Source organism: Mixta mediterraneensis (genome assembly GCF_014946725.1).
Classification (GTDB): Bacteria; Pseudomonadota; Gammaproteobacteria; order Enterobacterales; family Enterobacteriaceae; genus Pantoea; species Pantoea mediterraneensis.
In genome coordinates, this window is the sequence record NZ_JACFXY010000007.1 from 1 (window position 1) to 26,885 (window position 26,885).

General features: G+C 51.6%; 26 protein-coding genes and 8 pseudogenes. 18 read left to right on the forward strand and 16 right to left on the reverse strand.

Translation table 11 applies throughout. The annotated features are described in order from the left end of the window. Window positions 1-52 precede the first annotated feature (52 nt). Together H2P46_RS13370 and H2P46_RS22805 are read right to left on the reverse strand one after the other, a co-directional pair. Window positions 53-328: a protease inhibitor I42 family protein gene (locus H2P46_RS13370; RefSeq protein WP_193405535.1), complete on the reverse strand. Its 276-nt coding sequence runs from the start codon at window positions 326-328 to the stop codon at window positions 53-55. A gap of 257 nt (window positions 329-585) precedes the next feature. Then, window positions 586-981: a lipoprotein gene (locus H2P46_RS22805; RefSeq protein ID WP_202987459.1), complete on the reverse strand. Its 396-nt coding sequence runs from the start codon at window positions 979-981 to the stop codon at window positions 586-588. A gap of 294 nt (window positions 982-1,275) precedes the next feature. Between H2P46_RS22805 and H2P46_RS13380 the strand changes: the two genes are divergently transcribed. The 5 genes and pseudogenes from H2P46_RS13380 to H2P46_RS13400 form a co-directional block, all read left to right on the forward strand. Further along, window positions 1,276-1,611 carry a type II toxin-antitoxin system RelE/ParE family toxin gene (locus H2P46_RS13380; protein WP_001147119.1) on the forward strand — a complete coding sequence of 112 codons (336 nt, stop codon included), beginning with the start codon at window positions 1,276-1,278 and terminating at the stop codon, window positions 1,609-1,611. Next, entirely contained in the window at window positions 1,608-1,964 is a 357-nt protein-coding gene (locus tag H2P46_RS13385; protein WP_193405536.1) for a helix-turn-helix domain-containing transcriptional regulator, read from the forward strand. The genes H2P46_RS13380 and H2P46_RS13385 overlap by 4 nt, the downstream gene beginning before the upstream one ends. Window positions 1,965-2,310: 346 nt before the next feature. After that, window positions 2,311-3,006 (forward strand): annotated as a pseudogene (locus H2P46_RS13390) (Tn3 family transposase); the annotation flags it as partial. A 66-nt stretch (window positions 3,007-3,072) separates the two neighbouring features. Then, window positions 3,073-3,285 (forward strand): annotated as a pseudogene (locus H2P46_RS13395) (DDE-type integrase/transposase/recombinase); the annotation flags it as partial. A 115-nt stretch (window positions 3,286-3,400) separates the two neighbouring features. Next, window positions 3,401-3,514 (forward strand): annotated as a pseudogene (locus tag H2P46_RS13400) (IS5/IS1182 family transposase); the annotation flags it as partial. 54 nt (window positions 3,515-3,568) lie between these two features. Here H2P46_RS13400 and H2P46_RS13405 read toward each other — a convergent pair. Then, on the reverse strand, window positions 3,569-4,537 hold the full coding sequence (locus tag H2P46_RS13405; RefSeq protein ID WP_193403199.1) for an IS5 family transposase: 969 nt from the start codon (window positions 4,535-4,537) through the stop codon (window positions 3,569-3,571). Between H2P46_RS13405 and H2P46_RS13410 the strand changes: the two genes are divergently transcribed. Beyond that, on the forward strand, window positions 4,517-5,434 hold the full coding sequence (locus H2P46_RS13410; protein WP_193404056.1) for an IS5 family transposase: 918 nt from the start codon (window positions 4,517-4,519) through the stop codon (window positions 5,432-5,434). The two genes, H2P46_RS13405 and H2P46_RS13410, sit on opposite strands and share 21 nt — an antisense overlap. 40 nt (window positions 5,435-5,474) lie before the next feature. Here H2P46_RS13410 and H2P46_RS13415 read toward each other — a convergent pair whose 3' ends face one another. Both H2P46_RS13415 and H2P46_RS13420 read right to left on the reverse strand, forming a co-directional pair. Continuing rightward, entirely contained in the window at window positions 5,475-6,203 is a 729-nt protein-coding gene (locus tag H2P46_RS13415; protein ID WP_193405537.1) for a CDP-diacylglycerol diphosphatase, read from the reverse strand. A 104-nt stretch (window positions 6,204-6,307) separates the two neighbouring features. Then, on the reverse strand, window positions 6,308-6,973 hold the full coding sequence (locus tag H2P46_RS13420; protein ID WP_193405538.1) for a CDP-diacylglycerol diphosphatase: 666 nt from the start codon (window positions 6,971-6,973) through the stop codon (window positions 6,308-6,310). A 145-nt stretch (window positions 6,974-7,118) separates the two neighbouring features. Here H2P46_RS13420 and H2P46_RS13425 point away from each other — a divergent pair. Next, window positions 7,119-7,514: pseudogene (locus tag H2P46_RS13425) on the forward strand (IS6 family transposase); the annotation flags it as partial. A 473-nt stretch (window positions 7,515-7,987) separates the two neighbouring features. Here H2P46_RS13425 and H2P46_RS13430 read toward each other — a convergent pair. Continuing rightward, a pseudogene (locus H2P46_RS13430) lies at window positions 7,988-8,422 on the reverse strand (serine hydrolase); the annotation flags it as partial. Between the two features lie 55 nt (window positions 8,423-8,477). Beyond that, window positions 8,478-9,446, reverse strand: coding sequence for an IS5 family transposase (locus H2P46_RS13435; protein WP_193405539.1), 969 nt, complete (start codon window positions 9,444-9,446; stop codon window positions 8,478-8,480). Window positions 9,447-9,553: 107 nt separating this feature from the next. Here H2P46_RS13435 and H2P46_RS23260 point away from each other — a divergent pair, with 107 nt between their 5' ends. The 7 genes from H2P46_RS23260 to arsH all read left to right on the forward strand — a co-directional run bounded on the left by H2P46_RS23260 (window position 9,554) and on the right by arsH (window position 15,370). Beyond that, the gene (locus H2P46_RS23260) at window positions 9,554-9,685 is read left to right on the forward strand and encodes a hypothetical protein (RefSeq protein ID WP_275092428.1); all 132 of its coding nucleotides are present in this window, start codon (window positions 9,554-9,556) and stop codon (window positions 9,683-9,685) included. Window positions 9,686-9,770: 85 nt separating this feature from the next. Next, window positions 9,771-11,042, forward strand: a complete 1,272-nt coding sequence (locus H2P46_RS13440; RefSeq protein ID WP_193405540.1) for a secretion/conjugation apparatus DotM-related subunit — start codon at window positions 9,771-9,773, stop codon at window positions 11,040-11,042. A 177-nt stretch (window positions 11,043-11,219) separates the two neighbouring features. Beyond that, window positions 11,220-12,242, forward strand: a complete 1,023-nt coding sequence (istA, locus tag H2P46_RS13445) for an IS21 family transposase (RefSeq protein ID WP_193405541.1) — start codon at window positions 11,220-11,222, stop codon at window positions 12,240-12,242. Next, window positions 12,239-13,021: an IS21-like element ISSen3 family helper ATPase IstB gene (istB, locus tag H2P46_RS13450; protein ID WP_193405542.1), complete on the forward strand. Its 783-nt coding sequence runs from the start codon at window positions 12,239-12,241 to the stop codon at window positions 13,019-13,021. Before istA ends, istB begins: the two co-directional genes overlap by 4 nt. Before the next feature lie 40 nt (window positions 13,022-13,061). After that, complete coding sequence (locus tag H2P46_RS13455) at window positions 13,062-14,270, forward strand: MFS transporter (protein WP_338103645.1); 1,209 nt, start codon at window positions 13,062-13,064, stop codon at window positions 14,268-14,270. A gap of 48 nt (window positions 14,271-14,318) precedes the next feature. Continuing rightward, window positions 14,319-14,651 (forward strand): ArsR/SmtB family transcription factor, encoded by a 333-nt coding sequence (locus H2P46_RS13460; protein WP_024966931.1) that lies wholly within the window; start codon window positions 14,319-14,321, stop codon window positions 14,649-14,651. Window positions 14,652-14,656: 5 nt separating this feature from the next. Beyond that, window positions 14,657-15,370 carry an arsenical resistance protein ArsH gene (gene arsH / locus H2P46_RS13465; RefSeq protein WP_024966932.1) on the forward strand — a complete coding sequence of 238 codons (714 nt, stop codon included), beginning with the start codon at window positions 14,657-14,659 and terminating at the stop codon, window positions 15,368-15,370. A gap of 65 nt (window positions 15,371-15,435) precedes the next feature. Here the strand turns inward: arsH and arsC are convergent, their stop codons facing one another. The 6 genes and pseudogenes from arsC to ltrA all read right to left on the reverse strand — a co-directional run bounded on the left by arsC (window position 15,436) and on the right by ltrA (window position 20,437). After that, a complete protein-coding gene (gene arsC / locus H2P46_RS13470; protein ID WP_024966933.1) occupies window positions 15,436-15,864 on the reverse strand; it encodes a glutaredoxin-dependent arsenate reductase in 429 nt (142 codons plus the stop codon). A 49-nt stretch (window positions 15,865-15,913) separates the two neighbouring features. Next, the gene (locus H2P46_RS13475) at window positions 15,914-17,197 is read right to left on the reverse strand and encodes an arsenic transporter (RefSeq protein ID WP_193405544.1); all 1,284 of its coding nucleotides are present in this window, start codon (window positions 17,195-17,197) and stop codon (window positions 15,914-15,916) included. 88 nt (window positions 17,198-17,285) lie between these two features. Further along, window positions 17,286-17,639 (reverse strand): metalloregulator ArsR/SmtB family transcription factor, encoded by a 354-nt coding sequence (locus H2P46_RS13480; RefSeq protein WP_024966935.1) that lies wholly within the window; start codon window positions 17,637-17,639, stop codon window positions 17,286-17,288. Window positions 17,640-17,903: 264 nt separating this feature from the next. Further along, window positions 17,904-18,005 (reverse strand): annotated as a pseudogene (locus H2P46_RS13485) (Y-family DNA polymerase); the annotation flags it as partial. A 1-nt stretch (window position 18,006) separates the two neighbouring features. After that, complete coding sequence (umuD, locus tag H2P46_RS13490; RefSeq protein WP_193405546.1) at window positions 18,007-18,447, reverse strand: translesion error-prone DNA polymerase V autoproteolytic subunit; 441 nt, start codon at window positions 18,445-18,447, stop codon at window positions 18,007-18,009. A gap of 322 nt (window positions 18,448-18,769) precedes the next feature. Next, window positions 18,770-20,437 carry a group II intron reverse transcriptase/maturase gene (ltrA, locus tag H2P46_RS13495; protein ID WP_193405547.1) on the reverse strand — a complete coding sequence of 556 codons (1,668 nt, stop codon included), beginning with the start codon at window positions 20,435-20,437 and terminating at the stop codon, window positions 18,770-18,772. Window positions 20,438-21,454: 1,017 nt separating this feature from the next. Here ltrA and H2P46_RS13500 point away from each other — a divergent pair. Together H2P46_RS13500 and H2P46_RS13505 are read left to right on the forward strand one after the other, a co-directional pair. After that, window positions 21,455-22,045: a hypothetical protein gene (locus tag H2P46_RS13500; protein ID WP_193405548.1), complete on the forward strand. Its 591-nt coding sequence runs from the start codon at window positions 21,455-21,457 to the stop codon at window positions 22,043-22,045. A 66-nt stretch (window positions 22,046-22,111) separates the two neighbouring features. Further along, complete coding sequence (locus tag H2P46_RS13505; RefSeq protein ID WP_193405549.1) at window positions 22,112-22,966, forward strand: LPD29 domain-containing protein; 855 nt, start codon at window positions 22,112-22,114, stop codon at window positions 22,964-22,966. 259 nt (window positions 22,967-23,225) lie between these two features. Here the strand turns inward: H2P46_RS13505 and H2P46_RS13510 are convergent, their stop codons facing one another. Continuing rightward, window positions 23,226-23,726: a lytic transglycosylase domain-containing protein gene (locus tag H2P46_RS13510; RefSeq protein ID WP_193405551.1), complete on the reverse strand. Its 501-nt coding sequence runs from the start codon at window positions 23,724-23,726 to the stop codon at window positions 23,226-23,228. A gap of 413 nt (window positions 23,727-24,139) precedes the next feature. On the opposite strand from H2P46_RS13510, the gene H2P46_RS13515 reads away from it, so the two are divergent. After that, the gene (locus tag H2P46_RS13515) at window positions 24,140-24,541 is read left to right on the forward strand and encodes a relaxosome protein TraM (RefSeq protein WP_193405552.1); all 402 of its coding nucleotides are present in this window, start codon (window positions 24,140-24,142) and stop codon (window positions 24,539-24,541) included. A gap of 138 nt (window positions 24,542-24,679) precedes the next feature. Continuing rightward, window positions 24,680-25,720 carry an IS481 family transposase gene (locus H2P46_RS13520; protein ID WP_193403339.1) on the forward strand — a complete coding sequence of 347 codons (1,041 nt, stop codon included), beginning with the start codon at window positions 24,680-24,682 and terminating at the stop codon, window positions 25,718-25,720. Between the two features lie 116 nt (window positions 25,721-25,836). Here the strand turns inward: H2P46_RS13520 and H2P46_RS13525 are convergent. Together H2P46_RS13525 and H2P46_RS13530 are read right to left on the reverse strand one after the other, a co-directional pair. Continuing rightward, window positions 25,837-26,049 (reverse strand): annotated as a pseudogene (locus H2P46_RS13525) (DDE-type integrase/transposase/recombinase); the annotation flags it as partial. A 66-nt stretch (window positions 26,050-26,115) separates the two neighbouring features. Further along, window positions 26,116-26,811 (reverse strand): annotated as a pseudogene (locus H2P46_RS13530) (Tn3 family transposase); the annotation flags it as partial. Between the last annotated feature and the right edge of the window lie 74 nt (window positions 26,812-26,885).

The window sequence follows — 26,885 nt, forward strand, 5'->3', positions numbered from 1 at the left end:
GACCAGAAAATCCTGGTGATGATATCCCCATACTCATTTCATAAACAATGTGTTATCGAACGATAACCTCAATCGCATGCCTGACCCAGAAGTTTTTATCCCAGGGCTGACCGTACTGTAGTTTTATTATTCCCTTTCCTTTATCTGCCGCCTGAAAATGGAAAGTCGTAACATCACCACATCCGACGGTTTTCTCTGTGCACTCCGCCGCCCTCTGATGCATCATATCTGCCAGCATCAGTTCTGCCGGGAGTGCGCGCAGGGCCCATGATGCCCCCGTTGAGGCGTTACCCGGAAGAGTGACCGAAAAAATATTGCCGGTTTTCAACGTCAGTACGGAGGAACCCGCCACACACTGAATCTGAGGCTTAGCGCTGTAGTCCCCCGGGTTAAGTAAAATATATCCATCCGGGCAGTTTTTGGGCTGTGTGGTTTTCTCTGTGTTGTCTGCGTGAGCTTGCGGTATGCAAACGGTGGTCAGTAAAAGGGCAAATATAACCGTCACAGCCTGACCGGCAGACGGAGTATTAAAACGGCGAGGTGGGAACCACGACGGTAAAAGTTGAAAGGAAGAAGCAGTCATCGTCAGCTCCCTGCGGCAATCAGCGCGGTAGCCAGCCCCACGGACAGAACCGTTACAACCACAATCGCGCCGACACCAATCCCTGCCCCGGTAGCCGCAGCGGTTTTTCCACCGGATACTTCTTTTCGCTCAAGCCTGACCACCTGTTCAAGGGGAACCTGTGCGCCATCCTGACCCTTGAGATAACGGCTGTTTAACGACTGAATCACTGTTTCTCCTTTTTGCCCGTCTTTCAGGGCGTAGCGGACGTGGTCACCTTTCCACAGTGGGGGCAGAGTCTGATACCCGGCAAGTCCGGCAGACTGGTGCTGAACGCCGATATCCCGGTAGGTTGAACAGCCACTCAGCACCAGTGTGGCAAGCAGGGGGATGACTGACAGATTCGCGTATTTTTTCATGTTTTCCTTTGACTGAAAAGCGCATGCCTGAGTAGAGCTTAGCCGACGATCAGGGCTGCTTTGTTTTTTTTGATAAACGGCCATTTAAGCAGGAAACATAAAGTATGTGCCTGATTAAATCGAATACGAAGTAAAAAGTTCGATATAAATATACTTATACAGTACTTGTTTCCGATGGTTCGGGGAAGGCACACAGCCACAAAATAAATCGTCACTTATAAGAGACGGTTTATATTGACTGCCTGTCACTTATAGGAGACAATGTGGACAGGTTAAGGGAGCGAGGGCGGCAAGATGCCTTACACGGCGAAACGATATCAGACAGAGAACGGTGAGGTTCCATACACCGACTGGATGAAAAAATTAAGACGTAAAGATCAGACCGCTGCGTTAAAAGTGGATTCCAGAATTGCCCGCGCTATGGGCGGTAATTTTGGAGATCATAAATTCGAAAGGGATGGTGTCTGGGAATTACGAGTTGATTATGGTCCCGGCTACAGGGTTTATTACTCAATCGAAGATGGTGAAATAATTCTCCTGCTAATTGGCGGGAACAAAAAAACGCAAACAGCCGATTTAGATAAAGCCGTTAGTTATCTGCAAGATTTTAAAAAGAGGTCAAAAAAATGACAGCCACCAAAAATGTGAAGTCGCTGATTAGCAAAAATGATTATCCGGCAGCAGTTGATCACAACGCCGCCATGATTAAAGAACTACGCGCTGATCCTGATTATGCAAACGCTTATCTTGCTAATGCCCTGGAAGAAATTAATGAGTCTGGTGGCTTAGGCGGTTTTCTTGTTGCGTTACGTCAGGTAATAGAGGCGCGAGGGGGGATTTCCGAAGCCGCTAAAAAATCTGGCCTTGCCCGTCAGAGTATCTACCGTGCATTATCCCCGAACGGGAACCCGACCATCACAACACTGGCACAACTTGCAGCAGTGGCCGGGTTACAGTTCACTCTCAGCAAATCCAGCCACTAATTTCTCAAGTACCCCCCATAAGCGGGGGGAATTTTTGTCACTGACCGTTTCAGTTACCCGCCCCGTAATTCGCGGCTGAAGCCGCTCAAACGCGCAGATACAGCGCCCCGCGCCGATGCTACGCACCGTCACGGCGTACCGTTCGCAAGCTCACGCGCTAACTGCGAAAGGCTAATTGTGCGTTGTAAGTGCTGTAATGGGCTTTGCAGGGCGGGGAAGGGGGAGTGCTTAAATCTGCCTGGTTAGTTCGCCATAACTGGCGAACGTCCCCGGCGCGATGCAGCTACCAGGCAGAACGTAACCACTGTTCGCGCCTCTTTTCAAAAGCAGTGATGTAAATACATTTATGACCGATACAGCAGGTGCCAGCGATCTTGTCTTTGGCCTTTTCTGGCTGCTGGGATACCAGTTCTCTCCGCGCCTGGCTGATGCCGGTGCTTCGGTTTTCTGGCGAATGGACCATGATGCCGACTATGGCGTGCTGAATGATATTGCCAGAGGCCAATCAGATCCCCGAAAAATAGTCCTTCAGTGGGACGAAATGATCCGGACCGCAGGCTCCCTGAAGCTGGGCAAAGTACAGGCTTCAATGCTGGTCCGTTCATTGCTAAAAAGTGAACGCCCCTCCGGACTGACTCAGGCAATCATTGAAGTAGGGCGCATCAACAAAACGCTGTATCTGCTTAATTATATCGATGATGAAGATTACCGACGGCGCATTCTGACCCAGCTTAATCGGGGAGAAAGCCGCCATGCAGTTGCCAGAGCCATCTGTCATGGTCAAAAAGGTGAGATAAGAAAACGATATACCGACGGTCAGGAAGATCAACTGGGCGCACTGGGGCTGGTCACTAACGCCGTCGTTTTATGGAACACTATTTATATGCAGGCAGCCCTGGATCATCTCCGGCCGCAGGGTGAAACACTGAATGATGAAGATATCGCACGCCTCTCCCCGCTTTGCCACGGACATATCAATATGTTGGGACATTATTCTTTCACGCTGGCAGAACTGGTGACCAAAGGACATCTGAGACCATTAAAAGAGGCGTCAGAGGCAGAAAACGTTGCTTAACGTGAGTTTTCGTTCCACTGAGCGTCAGACCCCATTAAGTACCGGAATAACGTCATTGAATGCGACCATGGCAAGCTGAAAAGGATAATCGGCGCCACGCTGGGATTTAAATCCATGAAGACGGCTTACGCCACGATAAAAGGTATTGAGGTAATGCGAGCACTACGCAAAGGTCAGGCCTCAGCATTTTATTACGGCGATCCCCTGGGCGAAATGCGTCTGGTGAGCAGGGTCTTTGACATGTAAGGCCTTTCAATCAGAAAAAAGGTTACTTCATCGCGAACTTTGCAACAGTGCCATTATTTTCCTGTAAGCTGGCATTCATGATCGGCTTTGTTGAATAAATCGAACTTTTGCTGAGTTGAAGGATCAGATCACGCATCCTCCCGACAACACAGACCGTTCCGTGGCAAAGCAAAAGTTCAAAATCACCAACTGGCCCACCTACAACAAAGCCCTCATCAACCGTGGCTCGGCTTTGTTGAATAAATCAGCTTCAGGACGAGTGACTCTGTAGCTGACCGGGTTTTCAGGCAATACGCACGCTTTCTGGCATACCAGCCTTCGTTATTTTATTCAGCGCACGCACCATGCCCAAAGCCTCTGCTACCTGACCATCGTAATCACGCAGCGTCAGTGAACCTCCGAACAGTTGCTTTACCCTGTACATGGCCGTCTCCGCTATCGAGCGACGGTTGTAATCTGTTGTCCATTTCCACCGGGCATTACTCCCGGTCAGCCGCTGATTCGCTACTGCACGGTTACGGTCTGCGTACTCTACGGGCCAGTAACCCGCTCCTTTTCGGGGCGGGATGAGGGCACTGATTTTCTTGCGCCGCAGTTCATCGTGACAGAGTCGGGTGTCGTAAGCGCCGTCTGCTGCGGCTGCCCTGATTTTTCTGTGTGTCTGCCGGATAAGACCCGGGAAAGCTTCTGAGTCCGTGACGTTGTTCAGAGACAGGTCCGCGCAGATGACTTCATGTGTTCTGCTGTCAACGGCCAGATGCAGCTTCCGCCAGGTACGACGGCGCTCTTTGCCGTGATTTTTGACTTTCCATTCGCCTTCACCAAAAACCTTCAGCCCGGTGGAATCAATCACCAGGTGTGCGATTTCACCCCGGGTGGGTGTTTTGAAACAGACATTAACCGACTTTGCCCGCTTGCTGACACTGCTGTAATCCGGGCAGCGCAACGGAACGTTCATCAGGGCAAAAATGGAATCAATAAAACCCTGCGCAGCCCGCAGGGTCAGCCGGAACAGGCGTTTAATCATCAGGACGGTGGTGATGGCAAGGTCAGAATAGCGCTGAGGTCTTCCCCGTGATGAAGGCGTTGCCGACTCATACCAGGCATGAGTCGCTTCATCGTCCAGCCAGAAAGTGAGGGAGCCACGGTTGATGAGGGCTTTGTTGTAGGTGGGCCAGTTGGTGATTTTGAACTTTTGCTTTGCCACGGAACGGTCTGTGTTGTCGGGAGGATGCGTGATCTGATCCTTCAACTCAGCAAAAGTTCGATTTATTCAACAAAGCCCCGTGGCTCCCTCACTTTCTGGCTGGACGATGAAGCGACTCATGCCTGGTATGAGTCGGCAACGCCTTCATCACGGGGAAGACCTCAGCGCTATTCTGACCTTGCCATCACCACCGTCCTGATGATTAAACGCCTGTTCCGGCTGACCCTGCGGGCTGCGCAGGGTTTTATTGATTCCATTTTTGCCCTGATGAACGTTCCGTTGCGCTGCCCGGATTACAGCAGTGTCAGCAAGCGGGCAAAGTCGGTTAATGTCTGTTTCAAAACACCCACCCGGGGTGAAATCGCACACCTGGTGATTGATTCCACCGGGCTGAAGGTTTTTGGTGAAGGCGAATGGAAAGTCAAAAATCACGGCAAAGAGCGCCGTCGTACCTGGCGGAAGCTGCATCTGGCCGTTGACAGCAGAACACATGAAGTCATCTGCGCGGACCTGTCTCTGAACAACGTCACGGACTCAGAAGCTTTCCCGGGTCTTATCCGGCAGACACACAGAAAAATCAGGGCAGCCGCAGCAGACGGCGCTTACGACACCCGACTCTGTCACGATGAACTGCGGCGCAAGAAAATCAGTGCCCTCATCCCGCCCCGAAAAGGAGCGGGTTACTGGCCCGTAGAGTACGCAGACCGTAACCGTGCAGTAGCGAATCAGCGGCTGACCGGGAGTAATGCCCGGTGGAAATGGACAACAGATTACAACCGTCGCTCGATAGCGGAGACGGCCATGTACAGGGTAAAGCAACTGTTCGGAGGTTCACTGACGCTGCGTGATTACGATGGTCAGGTAGCAGAGGCTTTGGGCATGGTGCGTGCGCTGAATAAAATAACGAAGGCTGGTATGCCAGAAAGCGTGCGTATTGCCTGAAAACCCGGTCAGCTACAGAGTCACTCGTCCTGAAGCTGATTTATTCAACAAAGCCTTCATGATCTTGAATCAGCTCGGCAGAAACCCCCTTAGCACTTGTCCCTATGCCAACTAACATAATAAAACTTTCTGGCGTCCGATTGACTAATCCTACCCCTGTGTATTCCAGGTGTCCCTTTTCTTTTTTAACCTTATCTGATACAGACTTAAATAGGTTTTCATTTATTAGTTCATTCAGACTCACTTTTCTATAATAGAATGAATATGGAGGTATTGTTATCTTTTCTTTAGACCACTCTGTGCTCATTTTACTCTTAGGTATTTTTGATAGGATATCATTTGCCGAGATTGACAAACATGATATGTGAATGTGCAACTGGTCCTGACTACGGGAATTTTTGGAGTTTAATGCTAAAGAAATAAAACTTTCTCTAACTGGCTTGCCAAGCCGTTCTGTTAAAAATATTTTTGCAAGCCATGCGTCATAAAGATAATTTGGTACGTCATTTTTCTTTAGTTTATCGTCTTCAACGCCAGTCACCTTATCTGTTGGCAATAAAAGGTATTGATATTTGTCATTATCTACTTTATATATCGCAACCTTTTCTTTCATGTCTACAAGGCTGCATGGTTGGTAAGTGCCTTTATTGATATACCCCGGAACGCAACTTCTATCTACCTTATCCCATAAAACATTCCTGTCGGCATATGCGATGTTTCCATGGAGTATCAAGACTCCAAGAATATAAAAAAATAATGAACGATTCATTTTCAGCCCCCTTTCTTTATAAAAAATATGAAGCCACCTACATTTTGGCAAGCAAAGAGTTCAGTAATATAAGGCGCCTGTAAAAATAGGTTTAAATACAAGAGTCAAAACCCTCCAAACTCTTCACTAAGGAGCTCACAGCTTGCAACAAGATTTCTTTCACAAAATCCTGCCATCATTATAAAATGATCTGAATCTAAAGAAGTCACTCCTAGTGTCAAATCATTTCTGTCCTTACGTAACTGGCTGCACAGCGTATTTGCATCCTGCGGGAAACTATATGTGTTACTAGAAAAAGTAGATGACGTTAATTTTTTTAGATAAAGCTTTTGATCTTCTATTTCAAAAGGAGAGTCGCTCCAGATGTCAGGTTTTATAAATTCATAGAGCTCAGTAAGCCTCTTTTCAGCTTCGGGAGACAGAAAAGAGATATGAATATGTAACTGGTCCTGAGAACGCTTAGCAGCAGGATTAACTGATAAAAGACACGGATGCCCTTTAACCACTCTCTCCTTGCTGAGATACGACGTATTTTCCCAGGCCAGTACAAAAATTTTATTAAGTGTCAAAAAATAATCATCTTCAATACCAGTAACCTTATTTGTGGGAAGCAGCAAATAATGGTTTTTCGCTCCGTCCACCTTATATATGACAAATCTTCCCATAATATCTACCATCTCACAAGGTGTGCAATCCCCAGCATTCAGATAGTTTGGAATGCACTGATAATTGATCTTTTCCCAAAGTATATCTCTCTTCGTGAGCACCATTTACTTATCCTATGCTGTTAACAATCTCAATTATTTTAGTAAAGAATACTGTAAATTCAATCTTTTCCCTGTCTTCGATAGCATAGGCTCTGTCGCATTAAGGCGTCGTCAGGTAACATGGTGTTTTTTTCGATGTTGCCAGACCATGTCCCTGATCCGGAACGCTTTCCGTCGTCTGCATTATCCCGTCGATATTATCGCCCAGTGTGTTCGCTGGTATCTGGCCTATGCCCTCAGCCTGCGCAACCTGGAAGAAATGATGGCCGAGCGGGGTATTCTCGTTGACCATTCCACGTTGCACCGCTGGGTCACCCGCCTGGTGCCGTTACTGGATAAGGCATTTCGCCGGCATAAACGCCCCGTGGGACGTCGCTGGCGAATGGATGAAACGTACATAAAAGTCAGAGGCGAGTGGAAATACCTGTACCGCGCCGTCGACAGCACGGGGCAGACCATTGACTTTCTGCTGACCGCCCGGCGGGACGCGGCAGCGGCGCTGCGTTTGTTTCGTAAGGCCATTCGTCATCACGGTGAACCGGATGGGGGTGACGGGGTTTGGGGAGTAGTGGAACCAAAAAGACGGTTAAGTGGTTCAATTGAATGGTCAATAACAGGTAAATCAATTTGTTGAGATCAACTGCGTCTTTTGCTCCGCAAACGGCCAAAATGAGTAGAGCCAACTTGGCCACCCCAAATGAGATAGCCAAGAACGAAAATTCACGATGTAAATTGGCTGGTTGATTATTGGCTATTTAAAATGACCGCTTAACGGCGGTTACTGTTCCACTGAGCCCCAAACCCCAAGAACGATACGCAGGCAGTAACCCGGGTGCTGACAGCTCATGTGCCATTACCGATAGCTGATAAGGGGTCTGACGCTCAGTGGAACGAAAACTCACGTTAAGGGATTTTGGTCATGAGATTATCAAAAAGGATCTTCACCTAGATCCTTTTAAATTAAAAATGAAGTTTTAAATCAATCTAAAGTATATATGAGTAAACTTGGTCTGACAGTTACCAATGCTTAATCAGTGAGGCACCTATCTCAGCGATCTGTCTATTTCGTTCATCCATAGTTGCCTGACTCCCCGTCGTGTAGATAACTACGATACGGGAGGGCTTACCATCTGGCCCCAGTGCTGCAATGATACCGCGAGACCCACGCTCACCGGCTCCAGATTTATCAGCAATAAACCAGCCAGCCGGAAGGGCCGAGCGCAGAAGTGGTCCTGCAACTTTATCCGCCTCCATCCAGTCTATTAATTGTTGCCGGGAAGCTAGAGTAAGTAGTTCGCCAGTTAATAGTTTGCGCAACGTTGTTGCCATTGCTGCAGGCATCGTGGTGTCACGCTCGTCGTTTGGTATGGCTTCATTCAGCTCCGGTTCCCAACGATCAAGGCGAGTTACATGATCCCCCATGTTGTGCAAAAAAGCGGTTAGCTCCTTCGGGGCTTTGTTGAATAAATCAGCTTCAGGACGAGTGACTCTGTAGCTGACCGGGTTTTCAGGCAATACGCACGCTTTCTGGCATACCAGCCTTCGTTATTTTATTCAGCGCACGCACCATGCCCAAAGCCTCTGCTACCTGACCATCGTAATCACGCAGCGTCAGTGAACCTCCGAACAGTTGCTTTACCCTGTACATGGCCGTCTCCGCTATCGAGCGACGGTTGTAATCTGTTGTCCATTTCCACCGGGCATTACTCCCGGTCAGCCGCTGATTCGCTACTGCACGGTTACGGTCTGCGTACTCTACGGGCCAGTAACCCGCTCCTTTTCGGGGCGGGATGAGGGCACTGATTTTCTTGCGCCGCAGTTCATCGTGACAGAGTCGGGTGTCGTAAGCGCCGTCTGCTGCGGCTGCCCTGATTTTTCTGTGTGTCTGCCGGATAAGACCCGGGAAAGCTTCTGAGTCCGTGACGTTGTTCAGAGACAGGTCCGCGCAGATGACTTCATGTGTTCTGCTGTCAACGGCCAGATGCAGCTTCCGCCAGGTACGACGGCGCTCTTTGCCGTGATTTTTGACTTTCCATTCGCCTTCACCAAAAACCTTCAGCCCGGTGGAATCAATCACCAGGTGTGCGATTTCACCCCGGGTGGGTGTTTTGAAACAGACATTAACCGACTTTGCCCGCTTGCTGACACTGCTGTAATCCGGGCAGCGCAACGGAACGTTCATCAGGGCAAAAATGGAATCAATAAAACCCTGCGCAGCCTGCAGGGTCAGCCGGAACAGGCGTTTAATCATCCGGACGGTGGGGATGGCAAGGTCAGAATAGCGCTGAGGTCTTCCCCGTGATGAAGGCGTTGCCGACTCATACCAGGCATGAGTCGCTTCATCGTCCAGCCAGAAAGTGAGGGAGCCACGGTTGATGAGGGCTTTGTTGTAGGTGGGCCAGTTGGTGATTTTGAACTTTTGCTTTGCCACGGAACGGTCTGTGTTGTCGGGAGGATGCGTGATCTGATCCTTCAACTCAGCAAAAGTTCGATTTATTCAACAAAGCCGGAAACACGCTCAGAATCTACACCGGCATACCAGAGCTTCCAATAGTATCTATTTCAACCGGCAAGGCGAACGAGTTGTATGAAAAAATCTATGCCATGCGCAATCAGAACTGGACTTACGAGAATAATGTTCCTGGCTACGTGGAGCATCAGGCACAAAGGATCGCAGAGAAAAACGGCATCAACCTGGTTCTGCCACCGAAATAATTCTTAAGCAGTCGCAACCCCTTCATCAGAGGCACTCTTTTCAGAGTGCCTTTTCTTTTGCATTCGTACTATCAAAGGCCCTCCTATGGCACAACCACCACGCAATGACGTCCGGTCTCATGACTGGTCAATGGCTGTGGTCGGCGGCTTTATCACGCTGATTATCGCAGCCCTGTTTTTCCGACAGCTCACCGTCGAGACCTGTTCCTTAGTGCTTTACTGGCTATGGAGTATCGCCGATTTCCCTCGTACACATGAATTTGCTGCCTGGCGTATTAATCTTCTGGCCAGAACGCATAACAACGCCCCGGACGTTACATGGAGTGAGTTCTTTGCCGTAATGGACGTCACTGCCGGCATTCTGATGATTGCGCTGGTCCCTCTTATCATTACCGGGATTATCGCCGTTCGCAGGCACCAGGTAAGTCGTACCCGACGTGACATTTCTATCCATACGCTGCCCCGCATTATGTCAGCTTTCTCACCCTCAATTATTCCGGCACTGACCTACGGCGATAAAAAGCAGCAGCTGCTGAACGTAGACCCTGAGGAACATCGGAGCGCGCAGACGCCGGATGAGTTCGCCATTGAGCACAAACTGGTCGTCAATCAGCGATTACGCCGGGAGGAGGCTCAGGAGGTCTTCATTGCCCAGCTGGGGACCCCACTGCCCAAAGTTGCCACCGGCGCCGACGTGGCACCACTCTTCAACACGTTTAATGACCATGAACGGGCCATGTTCGCCATCTTTGGCCTGCAGCACTTCTTGGACAAGCGTAAGGAAGCTGAAGCACTACTGGATGTGCTCAACCGTTCCACGTTGAAAACTGACCGCAGGTACCGAAACAAAATTGGCTACCCGAATCTGGCGTTGGCCAACAGCGCATTCAAAAAGGTTATCGCTACAGAACAGGCCCGGAACTTCATCAGGCAGTACGGCTACGTTCGTACGGCCATCTCGGCCCTGCATGACAACGATCTGCACTTACCTATTCGCCGCTTCCGCTGGCTGAAAGGACTCGACCGTCCGCTCTGGTACACCCTGGCGTCCACTGGTCGTCCCTGGCCTTTTGTTGAAGCTGCTGGCGTCGTTAGTCAGGCCCACTGGGAAACATTGGCAGCACGCTACAGGGTTCGCCTGAGCCATCCCATCATGAGCCTCGCGCTGAATGGTCTGGAAGACGACCTACGGAACACCGGGGCAGTTGTTGACGATACGCCCGGACCGGCCCGCTCTCCTGTTGAAGAGGAGGACGACATTGAAGATGACGATGAAGATGCTGGCCCAACTGCTGGCCACACAGAAGAACCCCACGCACATCGCCACACCCATTCCTTTCGCCCAAAAATGAGATAATCCCATGTCAGAGCAAACCATTTTCAATATCAGCACCGAAATTCACAACCAGCACCTGCAAGTCCGTTTAAACGATCGCAGCATTTTCTGCTGTTACCAACGGTGCAAAACTGATCCACCCCAGCGGTTGAAAATTGATCCAGGGGTTAATCTGCTCCTCTGAATACAGGGGAGCTTATGATCACTTTTGAGATTCGTATGGAAATTAAAGTCCTGCACAAGCGGGGAATGAGTATCCGGGCCATCGCCAGAGAACTGGGTATTTCGCGCAATACTGTCCGCAGCCACCTGAAAGCCAAATCTGAAAAGCCGCAGTATTCACCACGCCCGGCATCATCATCACTGCTCGATGAATACCGCGATTATATCTGTAAGCGGATCAGCGACGCGCATCCCTACAAAATCCCGGCTACCGTTATTGCCCGGGAAATCATGGAGCTGGGCTATCGTGGAGGTCTGACTATCCTGAGGGAGTTCATCCGTTCGCAGACACTCCCCGTACAGGCAGAGCCGGTCGTTCGCTTCGAAACCGAGCCCGGACGGCAGATGCAGGTTGACTGGGGGACCATGCGAAACGGTAAGTCTCCCCTGCATGCGTTCGTTGCTGTTCTGGGGTACAGCAGAATGCTTTACATCGAGTTCACCGACAACATGCACTACGACACGCTGGAATCCTGTCACCGCAATGCGTTCAGCTTCTTCGGCGGCGTACCGCGGGAAGTTCTGTACGACAATATGAAAACGGTGGTGCTGCAGCGTGATGCTTACCAGGCCGGACAGCACCGGTTCCATCCTTCCCTGTGGCAGTTCGGCAAAGAGATGGGCTTCTCTCCGCGGCTGTGTCGCCCCTTCAGGGCACAGACTAAAGGTAAGGTGGAGCGAATGGTGCAGTACACCCGCAACAGCTTCTACATCCCGTTAATGACGCGCCTGCGCCCAATGGGGATCACCGTCGATGTTGAGACCGCAAACCGTTACGGCCTGCGCTGGCTGTACGATGTGGCGAATCAACGGAAGCATGAAACTATCCAGACCCGCCCCTGCGATCGCTGGGTGGAGGAACAGCAATCCATGCTGGCACTGCCACCGGAGAAAAAACAGTATGACGTGCAGGTTGACGAAAGCCTGGTGACCTTCGACAGGCAGCCGTTGCATCATCCACTCTCCATCTATGACACGTTCTGCAGAGGAGCCGCATGATGGTCGAACTGCAACATCAACGGCTGATGGTGCTTGCTGAACAGCTCCAGCTGGACAGCCTTATCGGCGCGGCGCCGGCTCTGTCGCAGCAGGCGGTGGATCAGGAATGGAGCTACATGGACTTCCTGGAGCACCTGCTACATGAGGAGAAACTGGCGCGGCATCAGCGTAAACAGGCGATGTACACGCGGATGGCAGCCTTCCCGGCGGTGAAGACGTTCGAGGAATACGACTTCACCTTCGCCACCGGCGCACCTCAGAAGCAAATCCAGTCGCTGCGCTCCCTGAGCTTCATCGAACGTAACGAAAACATTGTGCTGCTGGGTCCCTCGGGCGTGGGGAAAACGCATCTGGCGATAGCCATGGGCTACGAGGCAGTACGGGCGGGCATCAAGGTTCGCTTCACAACAGCAGCGGACCTGCTGTTACAGCTGTCGACTTCCCAGCGTCAGGGGCGTTACAAAACGACACTCAATCGCGGTGTCATGGCCCCCAAACTGCTCATCATCGACGAAATAGGCTATCTGCCGTTCAGCCAGGAGGAAGCCAAGTTGTTCTTCCAGGTCATTGCCAAACGTTACGAAAAGAGCGCGATGATCCTGACCTCTAACCTGCCGTTCGGGCAGTGGGACCAGACGTTCGCCGGGGATGCAGCCCTGACATCGGCAATGCTGGATCGGATCTTACATCACTCACACGTAGTCCAGATAAAAGGAGATAGCTATCGACTGAAGCAGAAGCGAAAGGCCGGGGTTATAGCGGAAGCTAATCCTGAGTAAACAAGGTGGATCAATATTAAACCGTTGGTGGTGACGGTTAGTGGATCACTTTTTACCCGTTGTTGACATGACGCAGCTAATCAACTGGGGTATCACATTCTATATGCCGGGAGTCTTCGGGACCGCCATCATGGCGGAGACAGGCTGGTCGCCGGCTGTGACATTCTCCGGGCTGACTACTGCCATGCTTGTTATGGGGCTTGTTTCGCCGCTTACCGGCCCCCTTATGTCCCGTACCGGCGTACATACGATGATGATGGCGGGAACCTTCGCCATAGTCCTCGGTTGGTTTCTGATGGCTTTTACCCATTCAACAGCATCGTGGGTTGCCGTCCGGCTCCTGATGGGAGCCGGCATGCGACTTGCTCTGTATGATGCCGCGTTTGCTCTGCTAGTAGAAACCGCAGGCGCAGGGGCCCGCCGGGCAGTCTCCCTGGTCACCCTGCTGGGTGGCCTCGCTTCAGCCGCGTTCTGGCCAGCTGGCGCAGCGCTACTGCACATTACCGACTGGCGGCATGCGATTATCGTTTACGGCTGTGCGGGCATTGTCAGCCTGCTTTTTCTGTCCACCGTTCCGGCAGGGCATCGGAGTCAACCTCCCGTTGCCGGGCAGCCCGCTCTTCCGGCGATCGGAACAGCAGAAGACCGAAAAGCATTCATCAGCGGCCTGTGGTACGCCACGCTAATAGCGCTGATAAGCTTTGTTTCCACCGGCATGTCCACTCATTTTCCTCAGATACTGGCCGCTTATGGTATGCCCGCTGTGGCGGGTATGTTGTGGGGAGTGGGACAGGTGAGCGCCAGACTGCTGGACGTGGCTTCTGGCGCACGTACCTCTGCGATCCGTCTGAGCCTGGTTACCGGCATTCTGCTGCCATTTTGCTTTCTGGCCGGCCTTGCAGGTAATGTTACCCCTGTGGCTACAGCCATCTTTATTCTGAGTTACGGAGCTGTGAACGGACTGAGTACGGTAGTTAAGGCCGTACTACCTCTTGTGCTGTTTGATCCGCAGCAGTATACCCGTAAAACAGGCGTACTGCTGTCACCAGCTTTTTTACTCGCGGCGCTCGCTCCGTCAGCTTACGCCATACTGCTGGAGCGATACGGCATACCCGGCACGCTGCTTTTATCTTCCATCCTTACCCTGTTCATCACGGCGATTTCCATAGTGATCTGGCGTCGCCATCCTTCCTCTGCTGGACAGAACCGGGATAAGAACGTGCCATCCATTCCGGGGAAAAATATTTGACGCTGTCTACATTTCCATTATTCTGGAAATATAGTTTAAGGAGGCCGCATGGATTTAAATACAGCAGCAAATGCGCTTCGGGAGCTGGGGCATCCGACCCGTCTCAGCGTGTACCGGGAGCTGGTGAGAGCGGGTCATGACGGCCTGCCGGTCGGCGTTCTGCAGAAGCGCCTCGGTATTCCGCCCTCCACGCTCAGTCATCATATTTCCGCGCTGATGTCCGCCGGGCTGGTCAGCCAGGAGCGGCAGAGCCGTACCCTGTTCTGCAAACCCTGCTATGTGCAGCTTGAACAGCTGATGGCCTTTCTGACAGAAGAATGCTGTGCAGGTGGCAGCTGCAGTCTGTCAACCGTGACGACTCATGAAGAGACCTCATTGTGAACAACATGAACGATACCCTGAAAAATATTGATACTTCACTCCTGGACGTGCCGCTGACTGAAGATAAGCTGAGGGCTGCAGAAGTAGCGCACCCGCCCCGCATCCTGATGCTGTACGGCTCGCTGCGGGAACGCTCATACAGCCGTCTCACAACGGAAGAGGCGGCCCGGCTGCTGACGGCAATGGGTGCCGAAGTGAAAATTTTTAACCCGTCCGGCCTGCCCCTGCCCGATGACGCCCCGGAGACGCATCCGAAAGTTGCAGAGCTGCGCGAGCTGGTTCTCTGGTCCGAAGGCATGGTCTGGTGCTCGCCGGAACGGCACGGCGCCATGACCGGCATCATGAAGGCGCAGATAGACTGGATACCCCTGACGTCGGGGGCGGTGCGGCCTTCTCAGGGCAAAACTCTCGCCGTTATGCAGGTCAGTGGCGGCTCGCAGTCGTTTAATGCCGTCAACCAGATGCGCATCCTCGGCCGCTGGATGCGTATGATCACTGTCCCGAATCAGTCATCCGTGGCAAAAGCGTGGGCCGAATTTGATGAAGATGGCCGCATGAAGCCTTCGCCATACTACGACCGCATCGTGGACGTAATGGAGGAGCTGATGAAGTTCACTCTGCTGACGCGCGGGCGCAGTGACTACCTGACCGATCGCTACAGCGAAAGGAAAGAGAGTGCCGCGCAGCTGTCTGAGCGGGTTAATCAGCGCAGTATATGAAAAAAGCCGGCATCTGCCGGCTTCTGTTTTTGCGTCTCCCTTCCTGCTGGCAGCACATTGAAAAATCAGTGGCTGATCCGGTTTCCGTGTTCATCAATGACTTTTTCGCCGTCCTCTTTCGTAAATGCTTCCTTCTGCGGGTCAGGCAGAATGTCCAGAACCGCTTCAGACGGACGACAGAGCCTTGTGCCGAGTGGCGTCACAACCACCGGGCGGTTGATGAGGATGGGGTGAGCCAGCATCGCATTCAGCAGTTCATCATCGCTGAACCGGTCTTCTGCCAGCCCCAGATGCTCATACGGCTCTGTATTTTTGCGCAGCAGGGCGCGTGCGCTGATACCCATATCTGCTATCAGCTTTTTCAGCTCGTCGCGGGTTGGTGGCGTCTCCAGATACAAAATCACTGTTGGCTCCACGCCACTGTTGCGGATAAGTGCCAGGGTGTTACGCGACGTCCCGCAGGCCGGGTTGTGGTAAATAGTGATATCAGTCATAAACGGTACTCCGTTACGGAGCTGCGCAGACGCAGCCCCGGGGTTAAGGTTAAACAGACAGGCGCAGGGCCAGCGCGGCCAGCGTCACAAAAAGCACCGGCAGGGTCATCACAATGCCCACGCGGAAGTAGTAGCCCCAGCTGACGGTAATGTTTTTCTGCGCCAGCACGTGCAGCCACAGCAGGGTCGCCAGGCTGCCGATGGGTGTGATTTTGGGGCCGAGATCGCAGCCGATGATGTTGGCGTAAATCATCGCCTCCTTCACCGCGCCCTGAGCCGTGCTGCCATCAATGGACAGGGCACCGACCAGGACGGTAGGCATGTTGTTCATCACCGATGACAAAAAGGCCGTCAAAAAACCGGTACCGAGTGTGGCGCTCCAGACGCCGTGTTCTGCAAACCGGTTCAGGATGGCTGAGAGGTAATCCGTCAGTCCGGCGTTGCGCAGGCCATATACTACGAGATACATACCCAGCGAGAAGATGACGATCTGCCAGGGCGCGCCTTTCAGCACTTTACGGGTGTCAATTACGTGCCCTTTCCGGGCAACAAGCCACAGAATAAATGCCGCCACCGCTGCCACCAGACTGACCGGAACGCCGAGCGGCTCCAGGGCAAAAAAACCGGCCAGCAGCAGGAGCAGGACCAGCCATCCGGCTTTAAAGGTTCGCATGTCTCGAATGGCTTCCCGTGGCACCTTCAGTTTCGCCAGGTCATAAGTGATCGGGAGGTCTTTACGGAAAAAGAGGTGAAGCATAACCAGCGTGGCCGCCACGGACGCGATATTTACCGGCACCATGACAGACGCATATTCGCTGAACCCCAGCTTAAAAAAGTCCGCCGTCACGATGTTGACCAGGTTCGATACGATGAGCGGCAGGCTGGATGTGTCCGCGATAAAGCCTGCCGCCATCACAAACGCCAGTGTGGCGCCGGGGCTGAAGTCCAGCGCCAGTAGCATGGCGATGACAATAGGCGTCAGGATAAGTGCCGCCCCGTCATTGGCAAACAGGGCCGCCACTGCCGCACCCAGCAGAACAATATACGTGAACAGCAGCCTGCCTTTACCGCCTCCCCAGCGGGAAACGTGCAGTGCAGCCCACTCAAAAAAGCCAGACTCATCAAGCAGCAGGCTGATGATAATAACCGCGATAAACGTGGCCGTGGCGTTCCAGACAATCTGCCAGACGGCCGGAATATCACCGATATGCACCACGCCGGTCAGCAGCGCCAGCGCGGCCCCGATAACTGCACTCCAGCCAATACTGAGTCCCTTTGGCTGCCAGATAACCAGCACCAGTGTCAGGACGAATATAGCGCCTGCCAGAAACATACTTTCTCCTTTGGATATAAAGCCTGTAAACGGGACTAAAGACAGCCCTGCTAACAAGTATGTAAAATCATATGTGTTTGGGTAAATTTCAAATGCAGACAGGCTTGCCGTTGGTGGTCGCGTTATTCCTTTCAGCCTGCTGGCTGAGTTGCAGAATGTCATCGCGCTGACACAGGTAAGCCTGCTCAATTACCGCAGCAGCCCAGGCGGGCATGTGTGGTGACAACCGATAATAAACCCACTTGCCGTCTCGCCTGTCGATAAGCAGACCGGCGTCTCTGAGTAACGCCAGATGCCGGGAAATTTTAGGCTGACTTTCTTTCAGCATTGACGTGAGTTCACAGACGCAAAGCTCTCCTTTTTCGCGCAACAGCAGCACCAGACTGAGTCGTGTTTCATCAGAGAGATTTTTGAAAAGCTGAAGAGGCTGAAATTGAGGCATGATGACTCCTGAGTCCGGAATTGAAGACATTCTCACTGCCTGCAATTTGTGAGTCAATCATATATTCGTTAATTCAGATGTGTTTATCTGGCAGTAGCTCATTTTGTGACAATTCGTTTACGGTATGCCTGCACAGGTAAGCCAGAAGGATGCAATCAATCTTCGAGCACTCAATGTCCGCTTTTCGCTCATAGAAGACCAAAAAACTCTCTAGAGCTGCTGACATGAACAGCATCAAATTAACTAACTTTTCTCACCACTCAGATCATTATTCGACAGGATGGCCACTGGTGCATTTTTCAGGTCAGGCCGGAAGACCTTCTCTGCACTGGCGTAAAAGCTGTTCACGTCAATTAAACCGAACATGTCAGTTTCTCCTGCGCGCGGTATGAACGAAATGCACAACGACGCCGAAAATTTCCAGCGTATCCGGATCGGGAATGATAACGGGGTAGGCGGGGTTCATGGGCTGGAGTACGGGACCCTTCGGGGAAAGCAGCAGCCGCTTTACCGTGAATTCGCCGTAAAGCTCCGCGATGACAATGTCGCCGTGCTCTGGTCTGAGGGAACGATCGACAATAAGCAGGTCGCCGTCATAAAGGCCGATGTCCTGCATGCTGTTGCCCTGCGCGCGCAGGAAGAAGGTGCTTGCCCGGTGGGCTATAAGATATTCGTTCAGATCGAGCTCCTGTTCCGCATAGTCCTGGCAGGGAGAGGGAAACCCGCAGGGTACACGTTCCAGGAAAAGAGGCCTGAAGCTGGGCGGCGGATTGTCCGCCGGGTGCATCAACTCAAAGGCGTTAAACATAGCAAAAGTCCCTGTTAAATCGCTGTATGTATTTACAGTAGTATTAACTGGCTTTCAGGGCTGTGCAAGACACAGTGAATCACACCTGCATGGCGAAAAAAGAAGATCATTGATTTATAAAGTTTTACAGCGAAATGGCAGGTTATTTATTGACCAGTGCTTTTCAGGCGTCAGCGGGCAGGGGCTGCAGCTGTTTATCCACAGCTTTATGCGCCGGATGTGCAGCGTAGATGTGGATAAGGTCGGGTAGCAGCAGCACATTACTGCGCCGCCGCCCCCTGAGAACGGTACGTGCAGGTTTCCCCGCATACCGCTCAAGCCTTTATAAATGCCCGTTGTGGGCACCGGCCTCCCTGTTGTGTAACTGACGGTGGCAGTTGGGATGTAGCAGTTCAAGATTGGACATGTCGTCGCTGCCGCCCATGACCTTCCTGATCCGGTGGTGTATATTCCAGCCTGTCTGGTTGGTGATGAGTTGTCTGCAACGCGGGCAGCACTTACCCTGGCGCTTCCACAATGCCGCCACGGTTTTCATCTTCTTCAGCTTTCCGCTCCAGACCAGATCCAGACGACGCTCAAAGTAGATTTCCATGCCGGGCGAGTAAGGTGTTGCGTCGCCCCTGATCTTGATATGGCGTTTGATGGGGGTATCCATCGCGCGGGTGAGGTGCAGTATTTTACCCTCCGGGGTCGCTGCGCTGAACAGCCAGCGTTTCTCCCCGAACGTGAAATACTTTTCTGCAACCCAGCGCCGGCTTTTACGTGTATGCCGCCGTTTGCACCACTGCCATATTGCCCGCCAGATTTGGGTATCGACGTAATTAAAGATATCTTTTGCCACGACATGCCGATGATAAGTCGCCCATCCACGGATCACGGGATTGAGCAGGTTTATCAGTTTCCATGCCGGAAGCGTCGGATTGCCTTTAATTATTCTCCTGACTTTGCTCAGAAAGTTTTTCAGATTCTTTTTGGCAGGCTTGATCAGCATCTTGCCGCCGTATTTTCTGACGTTCTGACCAAGAAAGTCGAAGCCTTCTTCTATGTGCGTTATCGCTGTTTTTTCCTCAGACAGCGCGAGCCCCCGTTTCTGCATAAACTCTGCTATCAGGGGCTTGACCTCATTCTCCAGCAGCTCGCGGGAGATCCCGGAGCAGATGAAGTCGTCGGCATAGCGCACATAGTTCACCTGATGTTTTGCCCCGTAATGCTTACTCTTCCTGAATGTCAGCATCAGCTCTTCCTCCAGCCCATCGAGTGCCATATTGGCGAGGAGGGGAGAGATAATGCCTCCCTGCGGAGTGCCACTTTCGGTGTGAAAGAAGACGCCCTTTTCCATATATCCGGCTTTCAGCCATTTTCTGAGCAGTTTTCTGTCCATGGGAATATGGGACAGCAACCAGTCATGGCTGATATTGTCGAAGCATCCTTTTATGTCACCTTCCAGTACCCATTTCGGGGATACTTTCTGGCTCATCCGGTGAAATATGGACTCGATGGCATCATGCGTACTGCGCATGGGTCTGAAACCATAGCTGTTATTGTCAGCCGTGGTTTCTGCTACAGGCTCCAGTGCCAGCAGCCACAGTGCCTGCATGGCCCTGTCACGCATAACAGGAATGCCCAGCGGGCGCTTTTTGCCGTTCGGTTTGGGGATGTGTATGCGCCTGAGCGGCAGTGGTCTGTAGTCTCGCGGGCTCAGACAGACAATCCCTTTCCATTTTTCATCCGGGGTGCTCCATGTTTTGCCATCCACGCCGGGCGTCCTTTTCCCGGTGTTTTCAGTCACACGTTTGACAGCAACGGCTTTGCCGGAGAACGAACGCGTGAGAATGCGCTGCAGTTCCCTGACTCGCCGCCATTGTTGCTGCCGGGTTGCCTCTGCAATCCTCAGCTGTAGCTTTCGCACCCGTGCATGGCAGGCTCGCCAGTCAATGGCGTGCCAGCCTGCCGGGCGGGGTATCGTGGACACACTGTCGTGTGTATTCATCTCGCTGATATCCTGTTGAAAGTTTTACAGTATCTCATGCAGTTAAAGACCAGACGGAAGTCTGCCCGCTTTCGCGCCGAAGTATAATTTGCTCCGTATCCTGATGATTACCATCAGGCGTTCGCTTTTTCCGTCCTCCTCTGCCCGCACCGCCAACAGTGTTCCTTACGGTTCACCTGCCATCAGGCAGCGATACGGGTTTACCAGGTTCCGCTTAACATACAAAAGGTCAAGACGGGTTCTGTCTATTCACCGGAGATCTCTGTGTCCATGTGCTCCGGGAGGCCCTTGGAGCAACCCGATCTCATACCCTTTTGGTTCAGGCCTTTCAGCATCTTTGGCCTGTTGCCGATAACGGTGTTTATCAACAGTTCACATGTGTTAACCCTTCTGACCAGCCTTGCAATCCAGCCACATGATGCTTGCAGCAGGAGAGGCTCCCTCACGGGACCCTCTCCGGGCTGACGCCCGATTTCGTTGTCCCGGAAGCTTCAGACCCCGCCGTTGCCAGCAACGCCTGTTCCGGTAGGCTACAGCTAATGGAATAGCTGGTTTTATCAATGTAAAACAATATGTTAAACAACTTCCTGTCGCACGGCCACCTTCGGCTCCCCGGCGTTGCCGGGTCGTCAGCCCCACTGCGCTAACCGGCAAAGCCGGTAAGCTCCGCCGGACCGCAGGCGTTCCGGGCCTGCCGGCTAGGGTCTGATGGCAAGGGCCAGGTCAACCCCTGCAGCCAGCTGACGCTGGCGCTTCTGCAGGTTACCGCTGCGCGGCAACCTGTAAGGACCGGCCGTCGGAGACGTCCGGGGTGTGTTCATGCTGTCCTCACGAACGGTGCCTTCATGTTCCGGATGGTTCCCCGCGGAGGGCTGGTCGTAGCAACGTCATTCGTTCAGCGCAAGGGTGAAATGCACGCCTGCGGCGCCCTTGCACTGCCCGCCTGACGCCGCTTACTTGCCCTCTGCCGCGAGGAACTCACCGAAACATGATTAACCACCTGAGAGGAGAACCAGCATGAACACACAGAACGTCAACATCGCCGCTTCAGAAGCTTCCAAAACATGGGTTAAAGGCCAGAAAATCTGCGTCAGCGCGAACGATCTGCGCACCCGCTGGCATAACACTGACGCAGGGAATGAAAACGCCACGCCTGCAAAGGGAAAGCACTATCCGACGCGAAACGGCAGTTATGGCGCAGATGTGCTGTTGCTCGATGAAACTGAAGTGGCGGCATTACTGGCGGCGGGACATCGCGCGCTGCCGCGTCTGACGAGTTCAGCCCGTGGCATGACGGCGCTGTACGACGTGGGCGACATCTCTGCGGAACGTTACATCATTGCCAGCCGGGGACAAATTTATTACCGCACTGCCTCATGGCAGGACGCCTGCCGGGAGTATATACGGCGCTCCTCCTCAGTAATGGCGGAAGAGGCGAAAAAGTTTTTCGACAGGTTTCATGCAGCGTGTGATGCAGGGCTTGATTATTACCAGGCCAGCGACGTCGCACGCGGCATCATCTCACTGGAAAGCGCCCTGAATCCTGCGCAAGACATTCAGGTAACTGCCGGTGCCGCTGATACCACCTTAAACGATATCCCGTTCTGAAAATGTCCTGCGGCCCGGAAGAAAACGGGTCGCGCCTCTCTTTCATCAGCATTAAGGGAAACTGATATGAAAATACAGAATGCGCAGTCTCTGGTTGTGGGGCAGGTTGTCAGCACAGTTCTTTACAATCGCGGACGGGGTGTGATTTTTGCGATCCACGGCGAGCAGAAACCGGCGTCAGTGGGTTCACTTTCGGGATGCGTTTCGTACGGCGGGAATGCGACATTTGACATTGCATTCGAGAGCGGCGGAATATCGCGCGCGCTGCCTGAAAGTATCCTTTACGGGAAACAGTGGAGCATATTCCCGGAAATAAAAAGCGGTAAAGAAACGACGCGCATCGTAAAACAGGCAGAGGCAGAAGAACGCCGTAAAAAGCAGGCGCGGGAGGAAGAAGCCCGCAAATATGAAGCGGAATGTCAGCGTCTGAAAACGGCACCAGAATATGCTTCGCTTTCGCAGGATAAAAACGGCGCGGTACAGGTCACGTCAAATATACGCAGGGAACTTAAGGCGAAGTTTCCGGGCATTAAATTTTCCGTTCGCAAGCGCAGTTATGACAGCGTAAGCGTTATCTGGACAGACGGACCTACGGAGGAGGAAGTTAAATCTGTCACTGATAAGTATAAAGACAGCTATTTCGATCCCATGCAGGATATGTCTGTTTCCAGTGCGTCTCCCTTTAATCGTATTTTCGGCGGAGTGGGTTATGTCTTTACTGACAGAAATTATTCCGATGCCATGAAACAAAAAGCGGTGGATACCATCGCTAAAAAATATGGCAGCAGCCTGGAGGGAGAGGAAATTACGCTGGCACGATTTAAATCGGGCGAACTGTACCGGGTCGGCCGGGATTGCTTCTGGCACAGTCAGGGCGTTCACGGTGAAATAAACAGAATACTTTCTGAAATGAAAGCATAAACAGCACGGGGCCGGATGGCTCCATTTTTTTGGGGCCTGTTATCCGTCACCGGTATTGAACCGGTGACAAATAAATAAAAACCGGTGCAAACTCTTCCTGCACGGCGCGGTAAAACATCAGGGGCGTTACTCATGTTGACCGTACCCGGCATTGAACCGGGAACGGTTAATTCTGTGCGCAGACTGCATTGACGGATTTAAACCAGCACAGGCACAGAAGAAAAAAAGTAATGCAGTCCGTAATAAGGATTTTAATCATTCATCCGTTGATTGCCGTACGTGGGATTTTACCCGCCTTGATGGCCTTATAATGTGCGTCGATAATCATCGCATAGTTATACCGGTTCTTGATCGTCACCGGAATATTTTTCATTCCCGCATTATACATTCCCACTGCCAGCCACGTTGTGCCGTACTGATTGAAGTTACGGCGCAGCAGCATGGCACCGATGAAAATATTCAGGCACGGATCGCTGAGGAGCTTTTCTTTACTGAGGCCGGGATATTCTTTCTGTAATCCGCGCATGGTCACCGAATTAATCTGCATGATGCCGTAATCGCTGCTGCCGGGCTTTCCGTCTTTGGTTTTGTTCGTATTTATGGCGGCAGGATTGTAGCGGGATTCCTGCCATGCGATAGCACGCAGGTAGTCCGGATCAATGGAATACCATTCACCGGCTTTAATAAAACAGTCCGCATTCACGCTGGCTGAGAAAATGCCTGTAGCCAGCAGGGCTGCAGCGTGTATAAATAAACGCATAGCGGCTCCTGATTTGAAAAGTTCGGGGGTGCTTATTAACTCAATAATATCATAAGAAGTGGGATTTTACACACCACTCGCAAATTTATTTTTGCGGTTTTAATTATTTAATATCAGTTAGTTAGTTGTAAATCGTAGAAATTTTAGCCCATAACGAAATTTCTTCAAAGAAACTTTATAGTGCTTTAATAGTTCCTTGTAAGTAACTGCGAAGTGCTGCTATTAAAAACAAGTACTTACTAATATTTGAACTTAGAAGTGTCTGTGCAGACACTGTTGAAGCCCTTTGTTGTTACTTTGTGGTTACTTGAAAAGTGGGTGCGTTGAGTTTATTTTCTCATGCAGCATGAACAATCCGTCGCCCGGTCATCCGGTTACGGTTCGCTCTAATATCAGGTTATGAGGCAAAATATATGTCAGAGCACAACACACCCAAAAGTAATCGCGTCAATCTTACCGTTCCCTTTTCACTTATAGAAAAGGTTGATGCACACGTTGAAAAGAAGCTTGAAGACGGAGAGTCACGCGAAACGGCGAACCGGTCAGCTTTTATCATGGAGATGTTTAAGCTGGGACTTCGCGTTTATGAAAATAAAATCAGCAAGGACACTTCAGAAAAGACGCTGGACCAGAAGCTGGAATTTATCGCCAAGAACGTTCTGGTCAGCGGTTTTATAACTGACGCCATTTTTGGCATTCAGAAGGAAACCGTCGATCCTGCTAAAGTCATTAAAAACGAAATGATCCTTGAGCCTGAGTGGTTAAAAGCTGTCAATGAGCGCGTGGCAGGGAAACTGCAGGAATATTTTAAATAATTATCAGGTGCCTGATGCTTTCTGTATTGCGTCAGGTGTATTAGTCGCGACTTGATCTGACACTGGACCTTGAAAGGTTGAGAGTTACCGGTTTTGATATGGGTGTCTAATCCTTATACAAAACACGAGGTAACTCTCATGCTTCATACTAACAATCCCATCATCAAACACAAAGCCGGCCTGCTCAATCTGGCCGAAGAACTCGGTAACGTATCAAAAGCCTGTAAAATCATGGGGGTGTCACGCGACACATTCTACCGCTACCAGGAGCTAGCTGAAGAAGGCGGCATTGACGCGCTGGTTAATCAAAACCGTCGGGTACCCAACCTGAAGAATCGGGCCGATGAAGCCACTGAACGGGCGGTTGTTGAGTACGCCGTTGAGTTCCCGGCCCACGGTCAGCACCGGACCAGTAATGAGCTGCGTAAAAAAGGCGTGTTTATCTCCGGCAGCGGCGTGCGCTCCATCTGGCAACGACATGACCTGGAGAACTTCCGTAAGCGGCTGAAGGCGCTTACGGAAAAGGTCGCCAGAGAAGGCATTGTGCTTACCGATGCTCAAATCGCCGCACTGGAGAAGAAGGTGCACGATGACGAAGCCTGCGGTGAAATCGAAACGGCTCACCCGGGTTATCTGGGGTCGCAGGACACCTTCTACGTTGGGAATCTGAAAGGCGTTGGCCGCATCTACCAGCAGACGTTCGTGGATACGTACTCGAAAATGGCTCACTGCAAGCTGTATACGAGTAAAACGCCGATCACTGCAGCCGACCTGCTTAATGATCGGGTACTGCCGTTCTATGAGGCTCAGGGGCTGCCGATGCTGAGAATACTGACCGACAGGGGCACAGAGTACTGCGGTAAAGTAGAGCAACATGATTATCAGCTGTATCTGGCCATCAACGATATCGACCATACGAAAACGAAAGCGATGTCCCCGCAGACGAACGGTATCTGCGAGCGCTTCCATAAAACTATTTTGCAGGAGTTTTATCAGGTTACGTTCCGCAAGAAGCTATATGCAGACCTGGAGAGCCTGCAAATGGATCTGGACAACTGGTTGTGGCATTACAATAATGAGCGAACTCATCAGGGGAAAATGTGCTGCGGGCGTACGCCAATGGCCACGTTACTTGATGGAAAACGGGTCTGGGCAGAAAAGAATCTGAACCAGATTTAATCTGACAGACACCTGTATAAATAACCGGTAACTGTCAGATCAGGTCTGAGCTAGTACAAATAATGGCACTGTTGCAAAGTTCGCGATGAAGTAACCTTTTTTCTGATTGAAAGGCCTTACATGTCAAAGACCCTGCTCACCAGACGCATTTCGCCCAGGGGATCGCCGTAATAAAATGCTGAGGCCTGACCTTTGCGTAGTGCTCGCATTACCTCAATACCTTTGATCGTGGCGTAAGCCGTCTTCATGGATTTAAATCCCAGCGTGGCGCCGATTATCCTTTTCAGCTTGCCATGGTCGCATTCAATGACGTTATTCCGGTACTTAATGGGGTCTGACGCTCAGTGGAACGAAAACTCACGTTAAGCAACGTTTTCTGCCTCTGACGCCTCTTTTAATGGTCTCAGATGTCCTTTGGTCACCAGTTCTGCCAGCGTGAAAGAATAATGTCCCAACATATTGATATGTCCGTGGCAAAGCGGGGAGAGGCGTGCGATATCTTCATCATTCAGTGTTTCACCCTGCGGCCGGAGATGATCCAGGGCTGCCTGCATATAAATAGTGTTCCATAAAACGACGGCGTTAGTGACCAGCCCCAGTGCGCCCAGTTGATCTTCCTGACCGTCGGTATATCGTTTTCTTATCTCACCTTTTTGACCATGACAGATGGCTCTGGCAACTGCATGGCGGCTTTCTCCCCGATTAAGCTGGGTCAGAATGCGCCGTCGGTAATCTTCATCATCGATATAATTAAGCAGATACAGCGTTTTGTTGATGCGCCCTACTTCAATGATTGCCTGAGTCAGTCCGGAGGGGCGTTCACTTTTTAGCAATGAACGGACCAGCATTGAAGCCTGTACTTTGCCCAGCTTCAGGGAGCCTGCGGTCCGGATCATTTCGTCCCACTGAAGGACTATTTTTCGGGGATCTGATTGGCCTCTGGCAATATCATTCAGCACGCCATAGTCGGCATCATGGTCCATTCGCCAGAAAACCGAAGCACCGGCATCAGCCAGGCGCGGAGAGAACTGGTATCCCAGCAGCCAGAAAAGGCCAAAGACAAGATCGCTGGCACCTGCTGTATCGGTCATAAATGTATTTACATCACTGCTTTTGAAAAGAGGCGCGAACAGTGGTTACGTTCTGCCTGGTAGCTGCATCGCGC